Origin of the sequence: Roseivirga pacifica, assembly GCF_900111145.1 — a bacterium.
Classification (GTDB): Bacteria; Bacteroidota; Bacteroidia; order Cytophagales; family Cyclobacteriaceae; genus Roseivirga; species Roseivirga pacifica.
Genome location: NZ_FOIR01000004.1, coordinates 327,794 through 349,285 on the forward strand (window position 1 = coordinate 327,794; position 21,492 = coordinate 349,285).

18 protein-coding genes are annotated in these 21,492 nt (G+C 42.3%); 13 read left to right on the plus strand and 5 right to left on the minus strand.

Features of this window, described 5'->3' with window-relative positions; translation table 11 throughout:
* Positions 1-2: 2 nt before the first annotated feature.
* Complete coding sequence (locus BMW98_RS18575) at positions 3-3,047, plus strand: efflux RND transporter permease subunit (protein WP_090260703.1); 3,045 nt, start codon at positions 3-5, stop codon at positions 3,045-3,047.
* 51 nt (positions 3,048-3,098) lie between these two features.
* On the opposite strand, the gene BMW98_RS18580 is transcribed toward BMW98_RS18575, so the two are convergent.
* From BMW98_RS18580 to BMW98_RS18595, 4 genes are all read right to left on the minus strand, one after another.
* Positions 3,099-4,259 (minus strand): 6-bladed beta-propeller, encoded by a 1,161-nt coding sequence (locus BMW98_RS18580; RefSeq protein ID WP_090260705.1) that lies wholly within the window; start codon positions 4,257-4,259, stop codon positions 3,099-3,101.
* Between the two features lie 10 nt (positions 4,260-4,269).
* Complete coding sequence (locus BMW98_RS18585; protein ID WP_090260707.1) at positions 4,270-5,418, minus strand: 6-bladed beta-propeller; 1,149 nt, start codon at positions 5,416-5,418, stop codon at positions 4,270-4,272.
* 138 nt (positions 5,419-5,556) lie between these two features.
* A complete protein-coding gene (gene kbl / locus BMW98_RS18590) occupies positions 5,557-6,750 on the minus strand; it encodes a glycine C-acetyltransferase (protein WP_090260709.1) in 1,194 nt (397 codons plus the stop codon).
* Position 6,751: 1 nt separating this feature from the next.
* Entirely contained in the window at positions 6,752-7,051 is a 300-nt protein-coding gene (locus BMW98_RS18595; RefSeq protein WP_139177687.1) for a hypothetical protein, read from the minus strand.
* Positions 7,052-7,113: 62 nt separating this feature from the next.
* Here BMW98_RS18595 and BMW98_RS18600 point away from each other — a divergent pair, with 62 nt between their 5' ends.
* The 3 genes from BMW98_RS18600 (at position 7,114) to BMW98_RS18610 (ending at position 9,450) form a co-directional block, all read left to right on the plus strand.
* A complete protein-coding gene (locus tag BMW98_RS18600) occupies positions 7,114-8,061 on the plus strand; it encodes an NAD-dependent epimerase/dehydratase family protein (protein WP_090260788.1) in 948 nt (315 codons plus the stop codon).
* Between the two features lie 216 nt (positions 8,062-8,277).
* Positions 8,278-8,790 carry a hypothetical protein gene (locus BMW98_RS18605; RefSeq protein WP_139177690.1) on the plus strand — a complete coding sequence of 171 codons (513 nt, stop codon included), beginning with the start codon at positions 8,278-8,280 and terminating at the stop codon, positions 8,788-8,790.
* Positions 8,791-8,871: 81 nt separating this feature from the next.
* Complete coding sequence (locus BMW98_RS18610) at positions 8,872-9,450, plus strand: hypothetical protein (RefSeq protein WP_090260715.1); 579 nt, start codon at positions 8,872-8,874, stop codon at positions 9,448-9,450.
* Between the two features lie 49 nt (positions 9,451-9,499).
* On the opposite strand, the gene BMW98_RS18615 is transcribed toward BMW98_RS18610, so the two are convergent.
* Complete coding sequence (locus BMW98_RS18615) at positions 9,500-10,951, minus strand: NADP-dependent isocitrate dehydrogenase (RefSeq protein WP_090260716.1); 1,452 nt, start codon at positions 10,949-10,951, stop codon at positions 9,500-9,502.
* Positions 10,952-11,134: 183 nt separating this feature from the next.
* Here BMW98_RS18615 and BMW98_RS18620 point away from each other — a divergent pair, with 183 nt between their 5' ends.
* The 9 genes from BMW98_RS18620 to BMW98_RS18660 all read left to right on the plus strand — a co-directional run bounded on the left by BMW98_RS18620 (position 11,135) and on the right by BMW98_RS18660 (position 21,476).
* Positions 11,135-11,920, plus strand: coding sequence for an enoyl-CoA hydratase/isomerase family protein (locus tag BMW98_RS18620; RefSeq protein ID WP_090260718.1), 786 nt, complete (start codon positions 11,135-11,137; stop codon positions 11,918-11,920).
* Positions 11,921-11,935: 15 nt separating this feature from the next.
* Positions 11,936-13,435, plus strand: coding sequence for a lipopolysaccharide biosynthesis protein (locus BMW98_RS18625; protein WP_090260720.1), 1,500 nt, complete (start codon positions 11,936-11,938; stop codon positions 13,433-13,435).
* Positions 13,436-13,497: 62 nt separating this feature from the next.
* Positions 13,498-15,240, plus strand: a complete 1,743-nt coding sequence (locus BMW98_RS18630) for a tetratricopeptide repeat protein (RefSeq protein ID WP_090260722.1) — start codon at positions 13,498-13,500, stop codon at positions 15,238-15,240.
* The gene (lolB1, locus tag BMW98_RS18635; protein ID WP_162844619.1) at positions 15,218-15,988 is read left to right on the plus strand and encodes a lipoprotein insertase outer membrane protein LolB1; all 771 of its coding nucleotides are present in this window, start codon (positions 15,218-15,220) and stop codon (positions 15,986-15,988) included. The genes BMW98_RS18630 and lolB1 overlap by 23 nt, the downstream gene beginning before the upstream one ends.
* A 22-nt stretch (positions 15,989-16,010) precedes the next feature.
* Complete coding sequence (locus BMW98_RS18640; protein WP_090260727.1) at positions 16,011-17,156, plus strand: murein hydrolase activator EnvC family protein; 1,146 nt, start codon at positions 16,011-16,013, stop codon at positions 17,154-17,156.
* A gap of 109 nt (positions 17,157-17,265) precedes the next feature.
* The gene (locus tag BMW98_RS18645) at positions 17,266-17,463 is read left to right on the plus strand and encodes a Sec-independent protein translocase subunit TatA/TatB (protein WP_090260729.1); all 198 of its coding nucleotides are present in this window, start codon (positions 17,266-17,268) and stop codon (positions 17,461-17,463) included.
* Positions 17,464-17,475: 12 nt separating this feature from the next.
* Positions 17,476-18,903 carry an Asp-tRNA(Asn)/Glu-tRNA(Gln) amidotransferase subunit GatA gene (gene gatA, locus BMW98_RS18650; protein ID WP_090260731.1) on the plus strand — a complete coding sequence of 476 codons (1,428 nt, stop codon included), beginning with the start codon at positions 17,476-17,478 and terminating at the stop codon, positions 18,901-18,903.
* On the plus strand, positions 18,900-20,246 hold the full coding sequence (locus BMW98_RS18655) for a lytic transglycosylase domain-containing protein (protein WP_090260733.1): 1,347 nt from the start codon (positions 18,900-18,902) through the stop codon (positions 20,244-20,246). Before gatA ends, BMW98_RS18655 begins: the two co-directional genes overlap by 4 nt.
* Positions 20,247-20,363: 117 nt before the next feature.
* The gene (locus BMW98_RS18660; RefSeq protein ID WP_090260735.1) at positions 20,364-21,476 is read left to right on the plus strand and encodes a DUF4837 family protein; all 1,113 of its coding nucleotides are present in this window, start codon (positions 20,364-20,366) and stop codon (positions 21,474-21,476) included.
* Positions 21,477-21,492 lie beyond the last annotated feature (16 nt).

Consider the following 21,492-nt stretch of genomic DNA (forward strand, 5'->3'; position numbering starts at 1 on the left):
ATATGGTTCGTTTCTTAATCAAACGCCCTATTGCTGTACTGCTCTCGTTTCTGGGGCTACTGGTGTTTAGTGTGTTGGCCATTCGGCACTTACCCATTTCGCTTTTGCCGGGTATAGAAGTACCTTCCATTGTAGTAAAAGTAGACTACCCCAACAACCCAGCACGCATTATCGAAAACAGCGTACTCAACCCTATTCGCACCGAGCTAAATGCGCTGAACAATTTAAAAAGCCTGGAAAGTACCGCCACTAGTGAAAGTGGTGTCATCAACCTGCAATTTAATTACGGTACGCGCATGGATTTGGCTTATATCGAAATCAATGAAAAGATTGATAGGCTACAGGAAAGCCTGCCCCGCGACATGGATCGGCCGCGCATTATTCGTGTGAATACCTCTGACATACCAATTATTCGTATTCAGGTAACTCCGCGCGCAGGCACAGATTTTATTGAGCTTTCTGAACTTACCGAGCGCGTACTTAAGAAAAGACTCGAGCAATTGGACGGAGTTTCCATTGTAGACATTAATGGAACTCGCTCTGAATTTATTTCCATTGATCCATACAGGGCACAACTGGAGGCACTCAACATCACAGAGTCGCAAATTGAGCAAACGCTAAAAACTGCTAACCAAGAACTGGGGCAACTTTCTATAAAAGACGGTCAGTACCGCTACTTCGTGCGCATGGCCAATCGCTTAGACGATATTGAAGAGATCAAAAAGCTTCCGGTTAAAAACCCTGATGGTGATGTCGTTCCACTCAGTCGCCTTGCAAGTATTTCCTTCGAACAGGAAAAGGTACAGAGTTATCATTTGTTTCAAGGACAAGAAGGCCTAGTGATTACGGTACACAAACAGGCCGATGCCAAGATGACCGAGCTCACTCCCTTGGTTTACGATGCAGTAGAACTTTTTAAAAAGGAATATACTGAGGCCGATTTCGATCTAACGCAAGACCAATCGAGCCTATTAAACGCAGGCATTAGCAACCTCAGCACTAGTTTAATCTATGGTGGTGTTTTCGCATTTGCCGTACTCTTCCTATTCATGGGAAATTATCGCCTGCCAATTATTATGGGTATTACCCTACCTGTATCGCTCATTATCAGTTTTTTACTTTTCTATGCTGTAGGGCTTAGTATCAACATTATTTCACTAAGCGGGCTGGCACTGGGTTTGGGAATGCTCATTGACAATGCCATCATTGTTATCGATAATATTTCGCGCAAACGCAGCGAAGGACTTGGCCTTACCGAAGCCTGTATTAGCGGGGTAAACGAAGTAATGTCGCCACTTATCAGTTCGGTTTTAACCACCTTGGCGGTGTTCGTGCCGCTAGTCTTCCTCAATGGGCTTTCAGGCTCACTTTTCTACGATCAGGCGGTTTCCGTGGCCATTATTTTAGGAGCATCCTTAATGGTGGCCTTTATTTTATTGCCGCTACTTTACAAATTGTTTTTTGGTAAAAGCGAAAAACGAATCAATGAAGACAGTGCATTTTTCAGACTTATACTAAGAGGCTACAAAAGCATTTTTAAGCTGGTTTGGAAATTCAAAGCAGTTAGCTTGGCCGTACTTGTATTGCTTATTCCATTGGCTTATTTATTATTGAACAGTTTGCCAAAAACTGGTTTGCCAGAAATTGAAAAGACTGAAACACTGGTAACCATTCAGTGGAATGCACCAATTGATGTAGCAGCTAATAAAGCGCGCCTTCAATCTATACTGGCTGAAACCCCAGAAAGCACGGTTTCCGAATCAGACATTGGCCTAAGTCAGTTTTTGCTCTCCATTTCGGAAGGATCCGTGGAACACGCAAACCTCTATCTAAAGTTCGCAGACCAACAGCAGAAGGCTAAAATAGAAGCTCAAATTGCAGCATTTTTAAGTCAAAGTTTCCCAGAAGCCACTTTTGAGATTACTGATGCTCCGAATGCCTTCGATCAGATTTTTGTAACGGAAGGCAGCTACTTTGTGGCCAAATGGAAAAACTTAGGAGAAAGCGAGCCAATGAAGCCCGCAATGATGACAACACTCAAGCAAGCCTCTGAGCAAAACATTGAAAGCGAATCTATAGCAGGAAAAGGTTTTGTTTACGAAAACGCCCTAGAGGGCTCCATCGATATAGAGGCACTTTCAACTTACGGTATTAACGAAGGTGCATTTAAAACAGCCTTGGGCAATGCACTCGATGGCTACTTAGTTACAGAAATCCGAAGGTTTGGTGAAGTAACCCCGATAAAGATCACGCGCCCTCAGACCGATTTGCAACAACAATTGCAGCAGGTTTTTGTAAGTGGTGCAAGAGGAGAACAATATCCTGTTTCTCGCTTTGTTAACTTCTCATTCTCCAGCACCGAAAAGAACATTACGGCAGACAGAACCGGTATTTACCAATCACTGGAGTGGGATGAAATCAGTGAGAGTGAGATCAAAATACTGACCAGTAAACTTCCAGCCGTTGCTTCGCAAGAAGGCCTTACGGTAGACTTTGACGGCACTTACTTTGAGGATCAAGAAAACCTGCAACAGTTACTCTTTATTCTGGCAATATCAGTAGCCCTGCTCTATTTTATCTTAGCCGCGCAGTTCGAATCGCTCGTTCAGCCCCTTATTGTGATTTTCACTTTACCCCTAGGGATTTTAGGTGCCCTAATTATTATATACATTTCTGGCGCAACACTTAATGTAATGTCGGCCATTGGGATTATTGTAATGCTGGGAATTATGGTTAATGATGCCATTTTAAAAATAGACACCATTAACCGATTGGCTGGTGCAATAAATAAAGATCAAAGTACGGATTACAGAGCACAGCTTACTGCCGCCATTGCCAAAACCGGAGAAATTAGACTTAAGCCTATTCTGATGACTTCCATTACAACCATTTTGGCTTTGCTACCCGTAGTGTTTGCTGATGGTATTGGGGCTGACTTGCAGCGTCCACTGGTTTTTGCAGTAATTGGCGGACTTACCATTGGTACCTTTACCGCGCTGTACTTTGTACCGCTTGCCTATTGGTTTCTTTCACGAAAAGCCTTCTAGGAGTTTGGTGAATTGCAGCATCTACCTTTTAGAAAAATGAACTCAATAAAACTACCATTCAACACTATCTTTCCACTTCACCACCAACAAGGCTCGATTTTCAGAGGATTCTATTTCTTCTAGGGTAGTACCTCCTCTAAAGTTGTATTGAGATTCATCTAACTGATCTATTAAAGGTGCTACTTGAAGGGACTCCAATGATAAAATAGCTTCTTTTGGGCCACGCCATTTACATATTGCAAAGCTGAATTTCTCTTCGGGATCAATCTGTACGTCAATCTTTACCGTCTTACCATTTGAGCGATCCATTAAAAAGCGCGGACTACTTCCCATACCCACTTGTGCATTTAGCACAGTCAATTGTGGCCCTAACTCTCCCATAATCATCCAAGTTTTCTCCGATTGCTGTACCTCCGTAAAAAAATTACCAGACAGTTCAATGTCATTCAACAGCCAGTCATCTCCAAAGTCATAATGAATTAAGGGCTTAACCTGACCATCGGCATACAGGTAAACAGAGTCGGACAAAGTCTTCTGAATTAAAACCATTCCCCCAACAGTTTGTACAGTAGGTGTGCTTGTTTTAATCGAAAAGCCGGGGAATTTATCAAAGGGCAGATAGCCTTGTTCAAACACGCCATTCTTATCTGCCTTTACCAAACCGAACTTCAAAGTGTCATTCACTGGCCGAAATCCCATATCCATTAAGTAGCCACCTTCAAAGGGCATAATATGGTCTGCATTATTCTCTAACTTTTCAGCACTAATAAAAGTACCATCGAGCAAGTACCTTTTTATATAACGCTTGGTGTCATGAATTACAGCGGTATCCCCTTCCATCCACAAGTCTTCTATGTTATCGTGCTCTTCGGGTCCCTCACCAAAGCGGCTAAATTTCTGAATATACTCACCCTCGTTAGAAAACGTATATATCCCGTCCTCACTAGAAAAAACATAGCTGTCACCAACCTCATGAACTGCATTAATAAAGCTAAGCAACGATTCACTTGTTTCTTCCAGCTTTACAATTTCCACAGACTCAATAAGGTCAGCAAGCTTGGTATCAGGAGCGTTTAAACTTAGCGGAATGGACCGAAACTCGGTATTTACAACTGCAGCTTGTTCTGTAGCTTCTTCTTGTGCCGAGCTACAAGCCATCAGCAAGCAAAAGAACATGGCGGTGAATAGGTAAAAGGTATTGTGTGAATTCATCTTGATTAATTTATTCTACTGTCGGTTTAAAAGTCACCCAAATCAGGGTTGGATTCTCCATATTCAGCATATCTTCCAAGCTCAAACTGCCAAGCACCTCTATTTGAGATTCATCCAAACCCTCCACCATTTTCTCCAGCCCCTCAAAATTAGTAGTCCCGAAAAAGGCATCTGCTGTATCATCCACACCAAAGTACTGCACCGGAATTTTCTCCAATGCCTCTCCGCTGTAGTGATAAAACTTACCTGTCTTTCTTTCAATAAAGCCTCTGCGACTATCATTGAAACTCAGGTTATAACTTAACTCCACTCGATCATTCGTTAAAAACCAATTAAATACCCAGACCTTATTGGCCTGCTCAATTGCTCCCATGGCCATACCTGCATCACCCCGCATCTCTTCCGTCCAAAACCATTCGTCACCAAAGTCGAAATGGATAAACGGGGCAACTGTATCTGTTTCAACCACAAAAACGGAATCAGAAATAAGGGTATTGAATAAAATCTTATCGTTGAATGTTCTTAAATCGTTAATCGACCCCATGATTGGAAATGGATCAGCTTCGCCTACTGGCTTTAGGTATTGCTGAATTTTGAGTGCCTCATCGGCCACCAGCAGGTTGTATTTTAGCGAGTCCTCATTAAGAATATTGCCTTTACTCCAGTACCAGGTATTGCCACGTTTCATTACATGCATTACTCTGGTTGGCAGCTTTTCGGTACTTATGAATTCACCAGTAGCCGTATAACTCAAAAGCTCACTATTTCTATTATCGAATGTCACCAATGCAGTTCCATCCCAAAAAGTATTCTGCATGCCTGCATATTCTTCAGGGCCATCGCCCTTGTGGCTAAACTTATCAATGTACTCTCCTTGCTTAGAGTAACGGTACACAACCCCGCTGCCTTCATCCACAATTAACAACTCGTTATCCGTAGGTAGATGTACCAAGAAAGGTTGTAATAATGACTCGTCAGTTTCCTCCAAACCAAGTAGTCTAACGCTTTCTATCTGGTCATAAAAATCAACCTTAGGAGCATTACGATCAATAGGATATGAATAAAAAGAAGCCTCGGTCGAGACGTTTTCTTTGGGTGCGCTACCGCAGGCCGCAACAAGCAACACCAGCGGCAACATTAAGTACAGTCGTGTGTTCATAAATTAAATCGCCTATACTCAAGAATAACTAAATCGGTAGTTTATTCAAAGCCACAGGACGAAAAACTCCCATTACCAAAGCATAAAAAAAGCCAACACTTAAAGTATTGGCTTTCAAATTTTGTCGGCAATAAGTGCTTAAATCACACCTAGGTCTTTACCAACCTGGGTAAAGGCTGTTATTGCTTTATCTAAGTGATGCTTTTCGTGACCTGCAGAAACCTGCACACGAATTCTGGCTTGTCCTTTTGGCACTACAGGATAGAAGAATCCGATTACATAGATCCCTTTTTCTAACAATGCATCGGCCATTTTTTGCGCCAACGGAGCTTCATAAAGCATTACAGGTACAATTGCATGTTCACCCGGCTTAATATCAAACCCAGCTTTGGTCATTTCCTCACGGAAGTACTTGGTGTTTTCTTCCAGCTTATCGCGCAATTCGGTGGTTTCCGATAGCATATCGAACACTGCAATTGATGCCCCAACGATAGATGGCGCCAAAGTATTAGAGAACAAGTAAGGCCTAGAGCGCTGGCGCAGTAACTCAATAACTTCCTTCTTACCAGAAGTAAAACCTCCACTAGCACCACCAAGGGCTTTACCCAAAGTACCAGTGATTATATCTACTCGATCCATGCAATTGCGGTACTCATGTACCCCTCTGCCAGTTTTACCCATAAATCCTGTTGAATGACACTCATCGGTCATTACAAGGGCATTGTACTTATCGGCTAAGTCGCAGATTTTGTCCAACTGTGCAATAGTACCATCCATTGAAAACACGCCATCGGTAACAATGATCTTCTGCTTAGCACCTTTGGCATCTGCATCTTGTAACTGCTTTTCCAAGTCGGCCATATCGTTGTGCACAAAGCGGAAACGCATGGCTTTACAAAGCCTCACACCATCAATAATAGAAGCATGATTTAGCGTATCAGAAATAATCGCGTCTTCAGGACCGAAAAGCGGTTCGAAAACCCCGCCATTTGCATCGAATGCTGCGGCATAAAGAATGGTGTCTTCCATGCCCAAAAACTCAGAAATCTTTTGCTCAAGCTCTTTATGAATATCTTGTGTTCCGCAGATAAAACGTACCGATGACATACCAAAACCGTGCGTATCGATAGCAGCTTTTGCTGCTTCAACCACCTTTGGGTGAGAGCTTAAGCCTAAGTAGTTATTGGCGCAAAAGTTAATTACTTCTTTGCCTTCAGTGGTTTTAATATCAGCCGCCTGAGGAGTGGTAATCACACGCTCTTTTTTGAATAAACCGGCTTCTTTAATCGATTCGATTTCAGCCTCCAAATGTGGTTTCAGCTTGTCGTACATATTATTGGGTTTTAGGTTTCATGATTTTTGGCCTTGCCATAGGCTTCTTTTTTGGAACTTCAACGGCCTCTTCTGTAAAAGGGAATTTCCTTCTGGTAGCATTGATCAAAAAAAGCTTTTGCTGCGTAAAGCTGGCAGGGCTCACCTGGTCGAAAATATGCTTAAGCGATTCGAACTGATCTTTTTCGGTCCTTTTAAAGACCGAAGGGTCGATTTTCTTCGAAATTAAATACGCATCAAAAGTCATTTCTTCCATGAGCAACAAATATAAAAAGAAAGCGCATGCCCTCACCTTTCGCATGGCAAACGTTTTACTTATAGCAATGATTCTATATGTTTGCACCGCAATTCAAAACGGAGGAAATGGAGAAAGTTTTAGTAATTGGTGCTTGTGGCCAACTTGGCTCTGAGCTAACCCACGAGCTGGGTAAATTATTTGGAAATGAGCAAGTTATAGCATCTGATATTTCGCAACCCAACAAGGCGATTGAGGCTTTTACTTTTGAACGTTTAGATGTAATGAACCGTGAGTTGATCGATACGATCATTAAAAAGCATGGCATTACTCAAATTTATCATTTGGCCGCAATTCTTTCTGCCAAAGGAGAAGAAAACCCACAGTGGGCTTGGAACCTGAACATGACGGGCCTTTTGAATATTTTAGAAGCAGCCAAAGACCACAAACTAAACAAGATATACTGGCCAAGTTCTATTGCTGTTTTCGGGCCAACTACCCCAAGAGTTGACACGCCACAGCACACAGTAATGGACCCTAACACCGTCTACGGCATAAGCAAATTAGCAGGCGAGCGTTGGTGCGAATATTACCACAATAAATATGGTGTTGATGTTAGAAGTTTGCGCTACCCTGGACTAATCGGCTATAAGTCGCTACCAGGTGGTGGAACTACCGACTATGCCGTAGATATTTACCACAAGGCGATTGCTGGCGAAGACTTTACCTGTTTTCTTTCTGAAGAAACAGTACTGCCAATGATGTACATGCCAGATGCGATTAAGGCTACTATTGACTTAATGGAAGCTCCGGCAGAAAAGGTAAAGGTACGTTCGAGCTACAATGTGGCGGCACTTTCTTTTACTCCTGTTGAATTGGCCAACTCTATAAAAAGACGTTATCCTGATTTGAAAATGGACTTTGCTCCAGATTTCAGACAGAAAATAGCTGACTCTTGGCCTGATAGCATTGACGATAGCGAAGCAAGAAAAGACTGGGGCTGGCAAGAAAGCTACGATATAGACCAAATGTCGGACGACATTCTGGAAAACCTACCAAAGTATTTCGGTAAGTAGGGTGCTTTCAAGGTTCATCTTTTCACTCAAAGTGAAGTGATAAATAAATACGCTTTTGGCACTCAGCTACAAGCGCATTGGTAAAGAACAACAACCAGGGTTAAATTCTTCACTTTCTGATCTAATCCCCCAAGCCCCCTTTTCAAAAAGGGGGAGTTTCATCGCATTCCAACTTTGCGACAGATGCCTGTGTCTAATCTTGCAAACAACCTAGTCATGCAAAAGATATTCACAGCAACAGTAGTAGCAACCTTGGCCTTAATGGCAATTGCTTGCAACAAAGTAGACCCTTTGGAAGGCGCTGTAGAACGTAAGTTCTATTTAAATGCAGAACTGACCGAGCCAGAGGAAGAAACCGGAACATACATTAAGTGGAACAAAGGTGAAAAAACCGTTTTTCGCTTTGTACTTACGCACCCCGATGACAAAGACATAGCTGATGATGAGCTCTCTGAAATATTTTGGATAGAGATACCGAACAACATTCCCTCTTTTGAATACGACTCAAAAACGGATAGTGGTCTTGGCGAAATGGAATTGTATTACACCAGGGCGTGCTACTGCTATTTCGAAGAAGGCTTTAACATAACCAGCGTTAGGGTAAAAGGCTCCAAATTAAACCAACAGCAATGGTCTGTTGAGTTCGAAATGGAATCTTCAGGGAAATACGGAGACTACGGCTTGGAAGATAAAGGCACATATACAATAGATACTTTTGACTGGGATTAAACTAACCAGTTCTGAACCGAGGAAGGCCAGCACTTTGTGGTGGCCTTTTTTTTATATTTAAAAACTGAAGACACATGACTAATGACAGAACTATTTTTAAGCTTACTGTTTATAAATAACTTTAGTGTATCCCTCGAAAATCAGACAGACACACTGAAAACCACTTTTGAAGGAATTTCTGCTGAGCACCTTGAACTGGTTATTGGCTTACCCGTGATAGACGGAGAAACATCAAACACTGAGAAAGTAAACTATACTGGCTATTATAGCTACGTCATTCAAGACAACAACAAAGTCAAGCACGGTAATTTTAAATTTGAATACCAGAACGGTGAGAAAAGTGCGGTTGATCAAATTAACGTAAAATACAATTACAACGTAACCTATACAGGCACCTTCAATAATGGAGTATTGCAAGGTGCGTTCACAGAAAAGGCGCTAGAGTCTGACGGTGTAGATATCTACAACCAATGGTCCACTACACTAATTATGACGAATGGAGTTTGCTCTTCAGCTGTTTTCAAAGGTAATCTAGGTCATATTATGCCCAAATCAACTTACAAATTCGAAAACCTAGAACTTTGTACTTTCAGACAAGTTTTTGAGTTAGCAGAAAAGAAATGGGAAAAGGAGTACACCGTGAATAAAAGTAGGTATTAGCAAAAAAGCCAGTGCTTTCACACTGGCTTTAATCTATAGTAGAATTTTCTTATTCTCCTTGGCTTAGCGAGTAACCACGCTCACCATCAAAGTGGTAAAGGTGCTCTGTTTTAATAAAGTCGAAGCCTAGGTCTTGAATTTTCTGAAGCAACTCAAGTACATCGCTATTGGTTACCAACTCGTTGTTCGGGTTGGTGTAACGCACTCTCCAGTGGTCCGATTTGAATGTCTCAGGCATTCCACCTGGGTAAACCAATACACCACGGTTTGAGATCACCTTAACTTTCAATTTATCGGTAGCACCTTCAGCAGAAAGTTTATCACCAAAAGCATCAGCATCTCTGTTACCTTCTCTCCAGTCGATAAACACATCAACGCCAACCATTTCCTTTTTCTTAGCAGGCTTTTCAGCTACCTCTACATTAATAGAAACGTTCTCGTTGTATTTTACTGGCTTCAATTTCTTTGGCTTTTGGCCAAGTCTTTCGATTACCGCATCGGCAAATTCTTTTGTACCTACGCGCTCAACGCTAATTTTCGGATCGTAAATATCACCTGTGTGAATTCCGTCTTCCAAAGTTTTCAACCAAGCATTCTGAATCAACTCAGCTTTATCGGCTTTGCCAATTTGCACCAACATCATAGTGGCACCATTCAACAAACCAGAAGGGTTAGCAATGTTTTGGCCAGCAATATCTGGTGCAGAACCGTGAATAGCTTCGAACATTGCGTGTTCCATACCAATGTTTGAAGAACCCGCCATACCTACAGAACCAGCAACCTCGGCAGCAATATCAGAAATCACATCACCGTAAAGGTTTAGCGTTACCACTACGTCCAAAGACTCTGGGCGTGCAGCCACTACAGCCGACCCGATGTCAATAATCCAGTGATCAGCAGCAATGTCTGGGTATTCTTTAGCCACCTCGTTGAACACTTTGTGGAAAAGCCCATCAGAGTGCTTCATAATATTGTCCTTGGTCATACAAGTCACCTTCTTACGACCGTACGCTCTTGCATATTCAAAAGCATAACGTACAATTTTCTCTGAACCCGGCTCAGAAATAAGCTTAATGGTTTGCACCACTTCGCTAGTTTGCTGGTGCTCAATACCAGCGTAAAGATCTTCCTCGTTTTCACGAACAATCACCACATCCATGTTAGGAAAGTGAGAAGGAACGTAAGGAGTATATGCTCTAAATGGCCTTACGTTTGAGTAAAGTCCCAAAGACTTACGGATGGTCACATTCAAACTCTTAAAACCACCACCCTGAGGAGTAGTAATAGGAGCCTTTAAGAATACTTTGTTATTTCTTAGAGTTTCCCAAGACTCTGGGCTAATACCAGACTCGTGACCAGACTTATAAACTTTCTCTCCAATTTCAATAACATCGTAGGTAAGGCCTACTTCAGCAGCATCCATAATACGCAAGGTTGCGTCCATAATTTCAGGACCGATACCATCGCCATGCGCTACCGTAATTCTGTCTTGTTTTGCCATTTTTTGTCGTTCTTTTTTACGCGCTCAATTCGCCCGCAAAGGTAATTCACAAAGCTTTAAAAGGAAATAAAACCTTGACTTTAAACGGCTTCAATACACAGTTGGTCGTAGGTCTCCATCACCTGCTCATATTTTTGTGTTTCGGGGCGTACTGTTATCTTTGAGCCAACATAAAAAGGGATAATGACAACATTTAACAACCTATTGTTCGAAAAGGAGAATGGCATTGCATCGATTACCATTAATCGACCAGATAAACTCAATGCACTAAACATTCAAACCATTGAAGAACTGAAGGAGGCATTCCAACAAATTTATGATGACCCTGAAGTGAAAGCGGTTTTGCTTAGCGGTTCAGGCGAAAAGGCATTTGTTGCCGGAGCAGATATTTCTGAAATAGCAGACCTTACGGAGCTTAATGCCAGAAAATTTGCTGAAAACGGTCAAGAAGTTTTCTCTATGATAGAGACTTGCCACAAACCAGTAATAGCATTAGTAAACGGTTTTGCACTCGGTGGCGGCTGCGAATTGGCCATGGCTTGCCATATGCGTGTAGCAAGTGCCAATGCGAAATTTGGCCAGCCCGAAGTAAACCTTGGAATTATTCCTGGTTATGGCGGAACCCAAAGACTTACTCAATTGGTGGGTAAAGGAAAATCTTTTGAATTGTGTATGACAGGAGATATGATAGACGCTAACACTGCGTTATCTCTTGGCTTGATTAACTATGTAACCGGCACAATTGAAGAGGCAAAAGCAAAATGCGAGGAGCTTTTGGGCAAAATTACAGCCAAGGCACCTGTAGCTGTAAGCTTGGTAATTGACTGTGTAAATGCAGCGGTTAACCAAACTGAAAATGGCTACCAAACAGAAGCAAACGGTTTTGCGGCCTGTACAAAAACAGAAGACTTTAAAGAAGGAACACAAGCCTTCTTAGCAAAAAGAAAACCACAGTTTAAGGGAGAGTAACGCCTCCCTTTCTATATGAGTCAAATTCGAAAGCTGGCTGGACAAACAGCCTATTATGGCATAAGCAGTATTCTCGCCAGAGTACTCAACTTTCTATTACTCCCTATTTGGACAGAAAGGCTAGATGCCGCAGAGTACGGTCAAGTAACCTACCTATATGGATTCACTGCACTCTTCCTAGTACTCTACACTTTCGGAATGGAAACGGCTTTTTTCCGTTTCTCATCCAAGAGTAATGACGATAAGGTTTACCACAGCAGTACCACCGCCATCATTCTTATTTCAACCCTGCTTTCGGGCATACTCTACTTTGGTGCCGATAAGTTCAGCTTTCTTTTTGGCGAAGACATTGCACCAGTATATATAGAGTACTTAGCCATAATCCTCTTTATAGATGCTATTGTGGCCATCCCTTTTGCCAAACTACGCCAACAAGAAAAAGCACTCAAATTCGCTGTAATTAGAACACTGGTTGTCTCTATAACCATTATTCTTAACCTGCTATTTATCATTGTATTCCCCGATATTCTAGCGGGCAAGTATCTAGAAGCCCTGAAACCAATTGTAAACGCTGTTTTTAGTGGCGGCAAAGGAATTGAGTACATCTTTATTGCAAACATTTTAGCAAACCTACTTTACCTACCGTTGCTTTGGAGGGAGTTTTCGCAACTGCGCCTACGCATAGACTGGACTACTTTTAAGCCCATGCTTTACTATGCTTTGCCACTTTTTGCCATGGGCTTAGCTGGTATGTTCAACGAGCAAGGCTATACAATTATCATGAAGAACGTATTCCCTGAATCTATGGGCAATTCTGGAAGTGAAGCACTCGGTAAGTTTGGTAGTGCAGTTAAGCTAAGCGTAATCATGATGCTAGGAATTCAGGCCTTTCGCTATGCAGCGGAGCCTTTCTTTTTTAACCACGCAGACAATAGGCAAGCACCAGAACTATTTGCTAAAATCATGCACTACTTTGTGGTATTCAATGTGGTGATATTGGTGGCTATTGGTTTGAACATAGACCTGATAAGCGACATTTTCTTGCGCAGACCAGAATATAAGGAGGCGCTTTTTGTACTTCCAATTCTACTTTTAGCCAAACTCTTCTACGGCATTTATGTAAACCTCAGTGTTTGGTTCAAAATAAAAGACAAAACGATTTTCGGTACTTACTTTGCCGGAGCCGGAGCCCTAATTACCGTAGCGGGCAACATCCTGCTCATTCCAGCCATGGGTTACATTGGCAGCGCTTTAACCAGCTTAACTTGTTACATATTAATGTCGGCCCTTTGCTATAAATACGGAGTAAAATACTTCCCTGTACCCTATCGGTTTGGCAAACTTTTCATTTATATACTGATTGGTTTGGCCATTGTATATAGCTTAGGCGGAGTGCAAGTCGGCAATCAATGGCTGCAATACGGGTTCGATCTAGTGATTACACTTCTTTTTGCAGGAATAATGTTTTTACTTGAAGGCAGAAGCGTGAATTACAAAACCAAAAGAACCGCATAACTGCCAGTGCTCACAAACAGGAAACATCGTAAAGCTTCAATCGTTTTATTGTAGCATCTATTGTGAAAAACCGAATCATCATATCATTCATCTTGGCAGTGGCACTTAGCCCCTCACTGGCTGCTTATCAGCAGGCGGAAGAGCAGAAGCTTGAAAAAGAAGCTTCTGCATACGAAAAAGCCAATGCTGAATTTGTGATGATAGAAGCGGAGAAATTCTTTTTGTTGGAAGATTATGAGCGTGCGCTGGCCTTCTTAGATCAATCCCTTTCCACCGATCCAAAAAACCACGCGGCCTACTTTAAGAAAGCTGAGGTGCTGGGCATTCAGGAAAAGTATGAGGAAGGGCTGGAAGCCATTACCAAAGCGATAGAAATTCAGCCAGACAATAAGTTCTATTACATTTTAGGCGCGCAACTAGCCAAGCAAAATGAAAGCTTAGAAGATGCCAAACGCTTCTACGACATGCTGCAAACAAATGCCAGTGGTTATGAGGCTTACTATGCCGAAATTATTGATACATACCAGCAAACAGGAAATAACTCTGACGCAATAACCTTGGCAGATAAAGCCATAGCAGCTTATCCTAACGCACCCGAATTCTATCTGAAAAAAGCAGAAATCGAGCTCATTTCAGGTCAAACTGAGTCTGCTACCCAAACGCTCTCCCAGGGGTTAAACAAATTTCCGCAAGACGATATTGTACTTCAGCAGTACGTTGAACTAATGAGTTTTCAGGGTAAGTTACCTGAAGCCACCTCGCAATTGGAGCAGATTCAGGCCAACAATACTAAAGCCACGCTTTTACTCATTGACCTTTATACACAACAGGGTAAAACGGATAAAGTAAAGTCGAGCATTAACATGGTGTTTGAAGATGATGAATTTGGCGCTGATGCTAAGGCATTGGCGATTGGTTACCTCATTTTCAATGATGCGGAAACTGGGAACGAAAACTTCATTGACAGCCTACAGCAAGTGTTACAAACCACTTACCCAGCCTCTGCCATGGTGTTTGAAAATGGAGGCCTTATTTATTCTCGTTTAGCATTCAACCCGGACCCCACGGTAAGAAAAGCTTACCAAGAAAAAGCAATCGCCAATTACAAAAAACTAACACAGCTAAACCCGGGCGACTTTGCTGGCTGGAACAAAGTGCTAAGCTACGAATACAACCAAAAGCTTTGGGAAGACCTGACCAACGATGCCGATGAAGCGCTTAGCCTCTTCCCTAACCAAGCTATCTTTTACTACTTTCTTTCGGCTGGCCAATTAGGTTCAGGGGAAATTGATGACGCTGAAGACAATGCCACACAGGCCCTGCGTATGTCGGGTAGTAACCAGCAATTGCAAAGCCTTTTGAATGCCCAATTAGGGCTTATTCAACTAGCGCGCAACAATGCCACACAAGCAGAAACCTACTTTGAAAAATCTGTAGGTTTTAACACCGTTCACGAAGAGGCCATACTGAGTTACGCTAACTATTTAAGCGAATCGGAACCACAAAAGGCTTTAGAATTGTTGAACGGTTTTGCCGAGGGCATAAACCAAAAACTGAGAGCGGTAAGCATTCAAGCCAAAGCACTTTTAAACCAAAACAACACAGCGCAATCTAAGTCGACAATGGAAACCGCCTTGGCACAATTTCCGAACGAAGTTGACGGAGCTAGCCTGGAAATTTATGGCGACATACTTTTTAAGGCGGGCCAAACTAACGAAGCCCTAGTTCAATGGCAGAAAGCCTTAACTTTGGGCGGTACATCTGATAAACTGGAAGAGAAAATTGCAAACAAAGCATACAACTAAACCTTTTGGGTTAATTATCCTGCTTATTCTCAGCCTTGCTCTGCAAAGCTGTAACAGAAAATTCCTTGGGTTCAATTTCCATCGAGACGATGTGCTGGTGCAAGAAATTGACTACGACTATTTGAGCACCCGTACCAAATTCAAGTACAAAAACGGTGACGACAAAACGAAGGCTACGGCCAGAATGCGCATTAAAAAAGATAGCCTCATTTGGTTCTCATTAACCCCAGGCGTTGGTATTGAGGCCGCCAGAGGCAGAATTACCAAAGACTCACTCATTCTTGTTGATCGCATTAATAAAGAATATTACGCCTTTTCCTTTGCTGAGCTTAGTGCGCAATACAACTTTCAGTTTTCTTACAATCTATTTCAGTCGGTACTAATTGGCGACTTGCCCATTCCTAGAAGAAAAGGAGACCAAGTTGTTAAAAAGGGCAACAATCAAGTAATTATTCAAACCGAAGGGCCGTTAAAAATCAACAACACGATTGGGCCAAAGACTGCACGCCTCGAAAATTTATATGCCAGTACTAGCGAAAGCCTTAACACGTTAGAGATTAAGTACGGGGAATTTAAGCCCCTGAACGAGAAAGCGTTTGCAAATAAAGCCTTGATGATACTAACTTACTTCACCGAAGGTAAAAAGCAGCAAGCCACTGTAGACATTGAACATAATAGAGTACAAATTGAAGATAGCTCACTCAGTTTCCCATTTTCTATCCCAGACAGGTACACGCTGCATAAGTAGTGCATTTGCCCTCCTATTTTTTGTGTTGCTGGCACCATTGGCTTCAGCTCAAAACACACGGGCCGAACTGGAAAAGCAAAAGCAAGAGCTGCTTCGGAAAATAAACGAGAACCAAAAGATCCTTGATCAAACTGCTGCACAGCGCAACACCTCACTTGGTAGGTTAAAAGCGCTGAACAATCAAATCACATCTCGCGCCACACTAATCAAAGCGATTAATGATGAAATGGCCGTTCTGGACGATGAGATTGCAGAAGACCAAAGCATTATCGAGGCCATGGATCGCGACTTGGCAGCACTGAAAGAAGAGTACGCTAAAATGGTTTACGCCACTCAAAAAACCAGTTCAGGCTTCAATAAGCTCACTTTCCTATTTGCTTCTCAAACTTTCAACCAGCTCTTTATGCGCTTTAAGTATATAGAACAATATGCCGATGCCAGAAAGAAGCAAAGCGAACAGATTCAGATTGTTCAAGCCAATTTGAATGAGCAAATCGCTGAAATAGAGCAGCAAAAGCAAGACAAACAAGCTTTGTTAGATGAAGAGCTTTCTGAAAACAAAAAACTACAAAATCTCAGGGGCGAGCAGCGCCAGCTCATTAGTACGCTGGAAAAACAAGCCAATAAAATTCAAGATGAGTTAGAAAAACAACGCGCCTCTGAGCGCGAGCTGACCAATCGTATTGATGAAATCATCGAGGCCGAAAGGTTAGCTGCGGCCGCATCTTCTGCCGATATGTCTACCCTCAGCAAAGAGTTTTCAGACAACATGGGCAAATTGCCGTGGCCTGTTGACGGTGGCTTTATCTCATCAAAATACGGTAAGCACCGCCACCCAACACTAAAGCGGGTTACACTAAACAACAAAGGCATCGATATTCAAACGGCTAAAGATGCAGATGTGAAGGCGGTGTTCTCTGGCAAGGTAGTTGGCGTTATGAGTATTCAGGGCCAAGGCATTACGGTGCTTATTCAGCATGGCGATTATTTTTCGGCCTATTCACGCCTAAAAGCGGTAACCGTAAAAAAAGGCGATCAAATAATTGCCGGCCAAAGGCTTGGGCAGGTTTTAACCAATGGAGACAACGTTTCCGAACTAAAATTTCGCATTAACGATAAGAATGGAACCGTTAATCCTGAAATATGGCTCCAAAGCAAAATCAATTGAACGGCCTTGCAAAAAAAAACGTTCTTTTAGGTGGGTGTTCCGATTAGGATTCACCAACTTCGAGTCTTAATAATTGACTATCTTTGTAAAAATTTTATTATAAACGTTTATGGAAACAATATTTGCGATAGGAATGCCAGGAGGGCCAGAGTGGATATTCATTATCCTAGCAATCTTGCTTCTTTTTGGTGCGAAGAGAATTCCAGACTTGGCCAGAGGCTTAGGTAAAGGAATCAGAGAATTTAAGGATGCCACCAAAGAAATCAAGAAAGAGGTGGATGACGCAGGGAAGGAAATCGATAAGTAATTCGCTAATATTTTGAAGTCGTATCATCGTTTAGATGAGATTCAAAATGACCTATACCTTGGTAACACAACTTGCTCTGAGCTTGTAGAACACTACCTAAAAAACATTGAAGACAAACAGTCGCTCAATGCTTTTATAGAAGTGTATAAAGAAGAAGCACTAGAGAGAGCAGTTCAGATAGACGAAAAAATTAAAACTAAAAAGGCCGGCAAATTAGCCGGCTTAGTTTTTGGCATTAAGGATCTTCTGTGTTACCAAAACCACCAAGTAAGTGGTGGCAGTAAAATCCTCGAAGGTTTCGAATCTCAATTTACCGCAACAGCTGTTCAGCGTTTGTTAAATGAAGACGCCATTGTAATTGGTCGCCAAAACTGCGATGAATTCGGCATGGGCTCTTCTAACGAAAACTCAGCCTTTGGCCATGTAAAGAATGCTGCCGATGAAAGCCGCGTACCCGGTGGTTCATCTGGAGGTTCGGCCGTAGCTGTGCAAGCCGACATGTGCTTGGTATCGCTTGGCACCGACACTGGCGGATCGGTAAGGCAACCAGCATCGTTTTGCGGTATTGTGGGTATCAAACCTACGTATTCTCGCGTTTCGCGCTGGGGACTTCTTGCATACGCCTCGTCATTCGATACAATTGGCGTCTTTGCCAAGTCTGTAGCAGACTGCGAGCTGGTATTGCAAACCATCGGTGGTCACGACCCTAACGATGCTACCTCATCTAGAGAGCCAATAAAACCTGTTTTAGTAACAAAGGGCAAATACAAGGTGGCTTACCTCAAAGAAGCACTTTCAAGCGAAGGTGTTCAAGGAGAGGTGAAGGACACATTAAAGTCAACGCTCGCTCAACTGCAAAGTGACGACCATACGGTTGAGGCCATTGAGTTTCCGCTGTTAAAGCACGCACTGCCAACCTACTACATCCTCACTACTGCCGAGTCTAGCACGAATCTTAGCCGCTATGATGGCGCTCATTATGGGCACCGTAGTGCACAAAGCGAAGATTTGGAGAGCATGTACAAAAACTCGCGCACCGAAGGCTTTGGAGATGAAGTGAGAAGAAGAATTATGCTAGGCACTTTTGTGCTTAGTGCCGATTATCACGATGCTTACTTTAAAAAAGCACAAGAGGTACGCAGATTAATAAAGGATGCTACCGAAAAAATTCTTTCGGAATACGACTTTATTGTTATACCAACTAGCCCTACAACTGCGTTCCCAATAGGAGCAAACGACCAAAACCCATTACAAATGTACATGGCCGATTTGTTCACCGTTCAGGCCTCTGTTAGCGGTATTCCTGCCATTTCAATCCCAATGGGAAAAGACCAAAACAACCTACCGATTGGAATACAAGTAATGACAAAGGCTTTCGAAGAAGATAAAATTTTCGCATTTTCGAAGTATTTAATGAAAGAAGCCCAGCTTGATTCATGAGAAAGGTAAAACTCTATTTCCTATTACTTTTTACAACTAGCCTTGCAGCCCTTGGCCAAGAACAGGAGCTTGCACTGGCCGAAGTTTATGACTACGCACCAGATTTTAGTTACGAAGAGATAGAAAGGAGGTACAACAACCTTGGGTTAGAGATTGACATTGCCTTTAATGATAGAGTTGATGCTTTCATCAATTACTTTACAGTTCGCGAGCGTGGTTACACCCGCGAAATGCTGCGCAGAAAGGAAGTTTACTTCCCTATTTTTGAAAAATACCTAGCCGAATACAAACTCCCACAGGAACTTAAATACTTACCTATTATTGAGTCTGGTCTTAATCCTGGCGCAGTTTCTAGACCAAAGGCCGTTGGGCTATGGCAGTTTATGGCGCCTACCGGCAAAGAGCAAGGGCTAAAAATAGACTGGTACATTGACGAAAGGATGGATCCTGAAAAAGCGACTGAAGCTGCTTGCAAATACATTGCTTGGCTTTACCGCATTTTCGATGATTGGAAGTTAACCTTAGCAGCCTACAACTCTGGTATCGGCAACGTGCAACGTGCCATCCGAAGAGCTGGAAACAAACACGATTTTTGGGAAGTTTACCGTTTTCTACCGCGTGAGACACGTTCTTACGTACCGCAATTTGCGGCTGTGCTCTACACCATGGAATATGCCGATGAGCACAACCTGTATACGGAAGAGCCACTCTACCCTACCCCATACGAAGAAGTTGAAGTTAACCAGTTTGTTTACTTAAAAGCATTTGCCGAAGAAGGAGGCATGGACCTAGAGGAACTGCGCATGCTCAACCCATCGATTAAGAAAGATGCTATTCCAGAAAATGCCAAAAACTTTAAACTGAGAGTTCCGGTGCAACATATGCCAAACTTTGAACTAAACAGAGAAACCATTTTGGCCAAAGCAGCAGATGGTAAAACTGAGTTTGAGAAGATGGCTAAAAATATGCCTGGCAGTACTTTTGGTAAAGAGAAGGTAGTTTACAGAGTGCGCAGTGGCGATGTACTTGGCAAAATTGCACTGAAATACAACGTGCGTGTCACGGACATCAGGGCTTGGAACAATTTGAGAGGCTCCATGATTCGCGTGGGCCAAAGACTTACCCTATACACCGGTCCAGACTTTCTTACCGACAACACCATGGTACAGAGCAAACCAAAAGACCAGCCAATCCCGGCATCTAAGGTTCATGTTGTTCAGCCTGGCGACACGCTATGGGACATCAGCCGCATGTATAAAGGTTTGAGTATCGAAAAACTCAAGACCCTTAACAACCTTAAAAATAACCAGCTAAAACCTGGTATGAAGCTGAAAGTTGGTTAAGAAAAACCAATCAACTAAATTTTTAGTAGATTTTTCTTGCTAATGATTTGAGAATTCTATTCCTTTCAAACATAGTCTTGTTCAAGACGTTTATTAGGTAGTTAAATAGCATAGTTTATGAGAAAGTTAGCGCTCTTATTTTTAGTTGTATTCACTGTATTTGCTTGTATTCAGAGTGAAGACAAAGGGGAATCTACTGACAAGGATGGAAAAACTACAAAGACAAAAAAACGCTCAGTAGCCCTACCTGACGCATCTGGCGAGCCAGGTGAAATAGTGATTATTGTTAATAAGAAAAAGTACGATGGACCATTGGGCGATGCTCTGAAGGAAGTGTTTCTTGAAAACGTTCCTGGACTTACTCGCTCAGAACCGCTGTTCACTGTTAGGGTAATTGAGCCTTTCGAGTTCAACAGAATATTCAAAATTGCCAGAAATATTGTTTACGTATCTTCTTTTGAAGGTAACGCTGCCGCAGACAAATGGCTTCAGGGTATTTACAGCGAAGAATCCAGACAACGCATTATGAATAATCCAGATTCGTTTATGCAAACTTCTGGTGACCAATATGCGGAAGGGCAAAATATTTTGCAGCTGTATGGTAAAGATGATGCTACGCTAATCAAAAACCTGAAAGAAAACGCTAGCCTAATTCAGAATTACTTTAACATGGCCGAGCGCAAGCGCCTTGCAGAAACCATTCGCATGTCTTCAGCTTCTAGGGCTATTTTAAATAAGGTTAACAACAAACTTGATATCAACATTAAAATACCAGCTGGCTACGAGCTTGCCATGCTAGAAGATGACTTTATGTGGGTGAGATTTTTACCTGCCGTTGGAGCCAACAAGAACCTTATTGTTTACGAAAAAGAATACGAAAGCCAAGACGAGTTCACTCCCGAAAACATCATCAAGTTGAGAAATGAGGTAGGTCAAAAGTATGTGTATGGTGACCCTGAAAACCCAGAGTCGTACATGGTAACCGAAACCAAATACATGAAGCCAATTACCCGCACCATCGATTTCAACGGCCACTATACTGTGGAAATGAAAGGTGCATGGAAAACTAACAACCTATCGGTAGGTGGTACATTTGTGAGCTACACTTTTGTAGACGAAGAAACCAACAAGCTATACTATGTTGAAGGCTTTGTAATTCACCCGAACGAAGATCATAGAGAATTGATTAGAGAAATGGAGTCTTTGATCACAACCTTTAAAGCTAGCTAGCAATAATCGGCATAGA

Bases quoted from the DNA above. Each gene is read 5' to 3' on its own strand.
- BMW98_RS18575 (WP_090260703.1), top strand. From the start codon at position 3: ATGGTTCGTTTCTTAATCAAACGCCCTATTGCTGTACTGCTCTCGTTT.
- BMW98_RS18580 (WP_090260705.1), bottom strand. From the start codon at position 4,259: ATGAATTCACACAATACCTTTTACCTATTCACCGCCATGTTCTTTTGC.
- BMW98_RS18585 (WP_090260707.1), bottom strand. From the start codon at position 5,418: ATGAACACACGACTGTACTTAATGTTGCCGCTGGTGTTGCTTGTTGCG.
- kbl (WP_090260709.1), bottom strand. From the start codon at position 6,750: ATGTACGACAAGCTGAAACCACATTTGGAGGCTGAAATCGAATCGATT.
- BMW98_RS18595 (WP_139177687.1), bottom strand. From the start codon at position 7,051: ATGCGAAAGGTGAGGGCATGCGCTTTCTTTTTATATTTGTTGCTCATG.
- BMW98_RS18600 (WP_090260788.1), top strand. From the start codon at position 7,114: ATGGAGAAAGTTTTAGTAATTGGTGCTTGTGGCCAACTTGGCTCTGAG.
- BMW98_RS18605 (WP_139177690.1), top strand. From the start codon at position 8,278: ATGCAAAAGATATTCACAGCAACAGTAGTAGCAACCTTGGCCTTAATG.
- BMW98_RS18610 (WP_090260715.1), top strand. From the start codon at position 8,872: ATGACAGAACTATTTTTAAGCTTACTGTTTATAAATAACTTTAGTGTA.
- BMW98_RS18615 (WP_090260716.1), bottom strand. From the start codon at position 10,951: ATGGCAAAACAAGACAGAATTACGGTAGCGCATGGCGATGGTATCGGT.
- BMW98_RS18620 (WP_090260718.1), top strand. From the start codon at position 11,135: ATGACAACATTTAACAACCTATTGTTCGAAAAGGAGAATGGCATTGCA.
- BMW98_RS18625 (WP_090260720.1), top strand. From the start codon at position 11,936: ATGAGTCAAATTCGAAAGCTGGCTGGACAAACAGCCTATTATGGCATA.
- BMW98_RS18645 (WP_090260729.1), top strand. From the start codon at position 17,266: ATGGAAACAATATTTGCGATAGGAATGCCAGGAGGGCCAGAGTGGATA.
- BMW98_RS18655 (WP_090260733.1), top strand. From the start codon at position 18,900: ATGAGAAAGGTAAAACTCTATTTCCTATTACTTTTTACAACTAGCCTT.
- BMW98_RS18660 (WP_090260735.1), top strand. From the start codon at position 20,364: ATGAGAAAGTTAGCGCTCTTATTTTTAGTTGTATTCACTGTATTTGCT.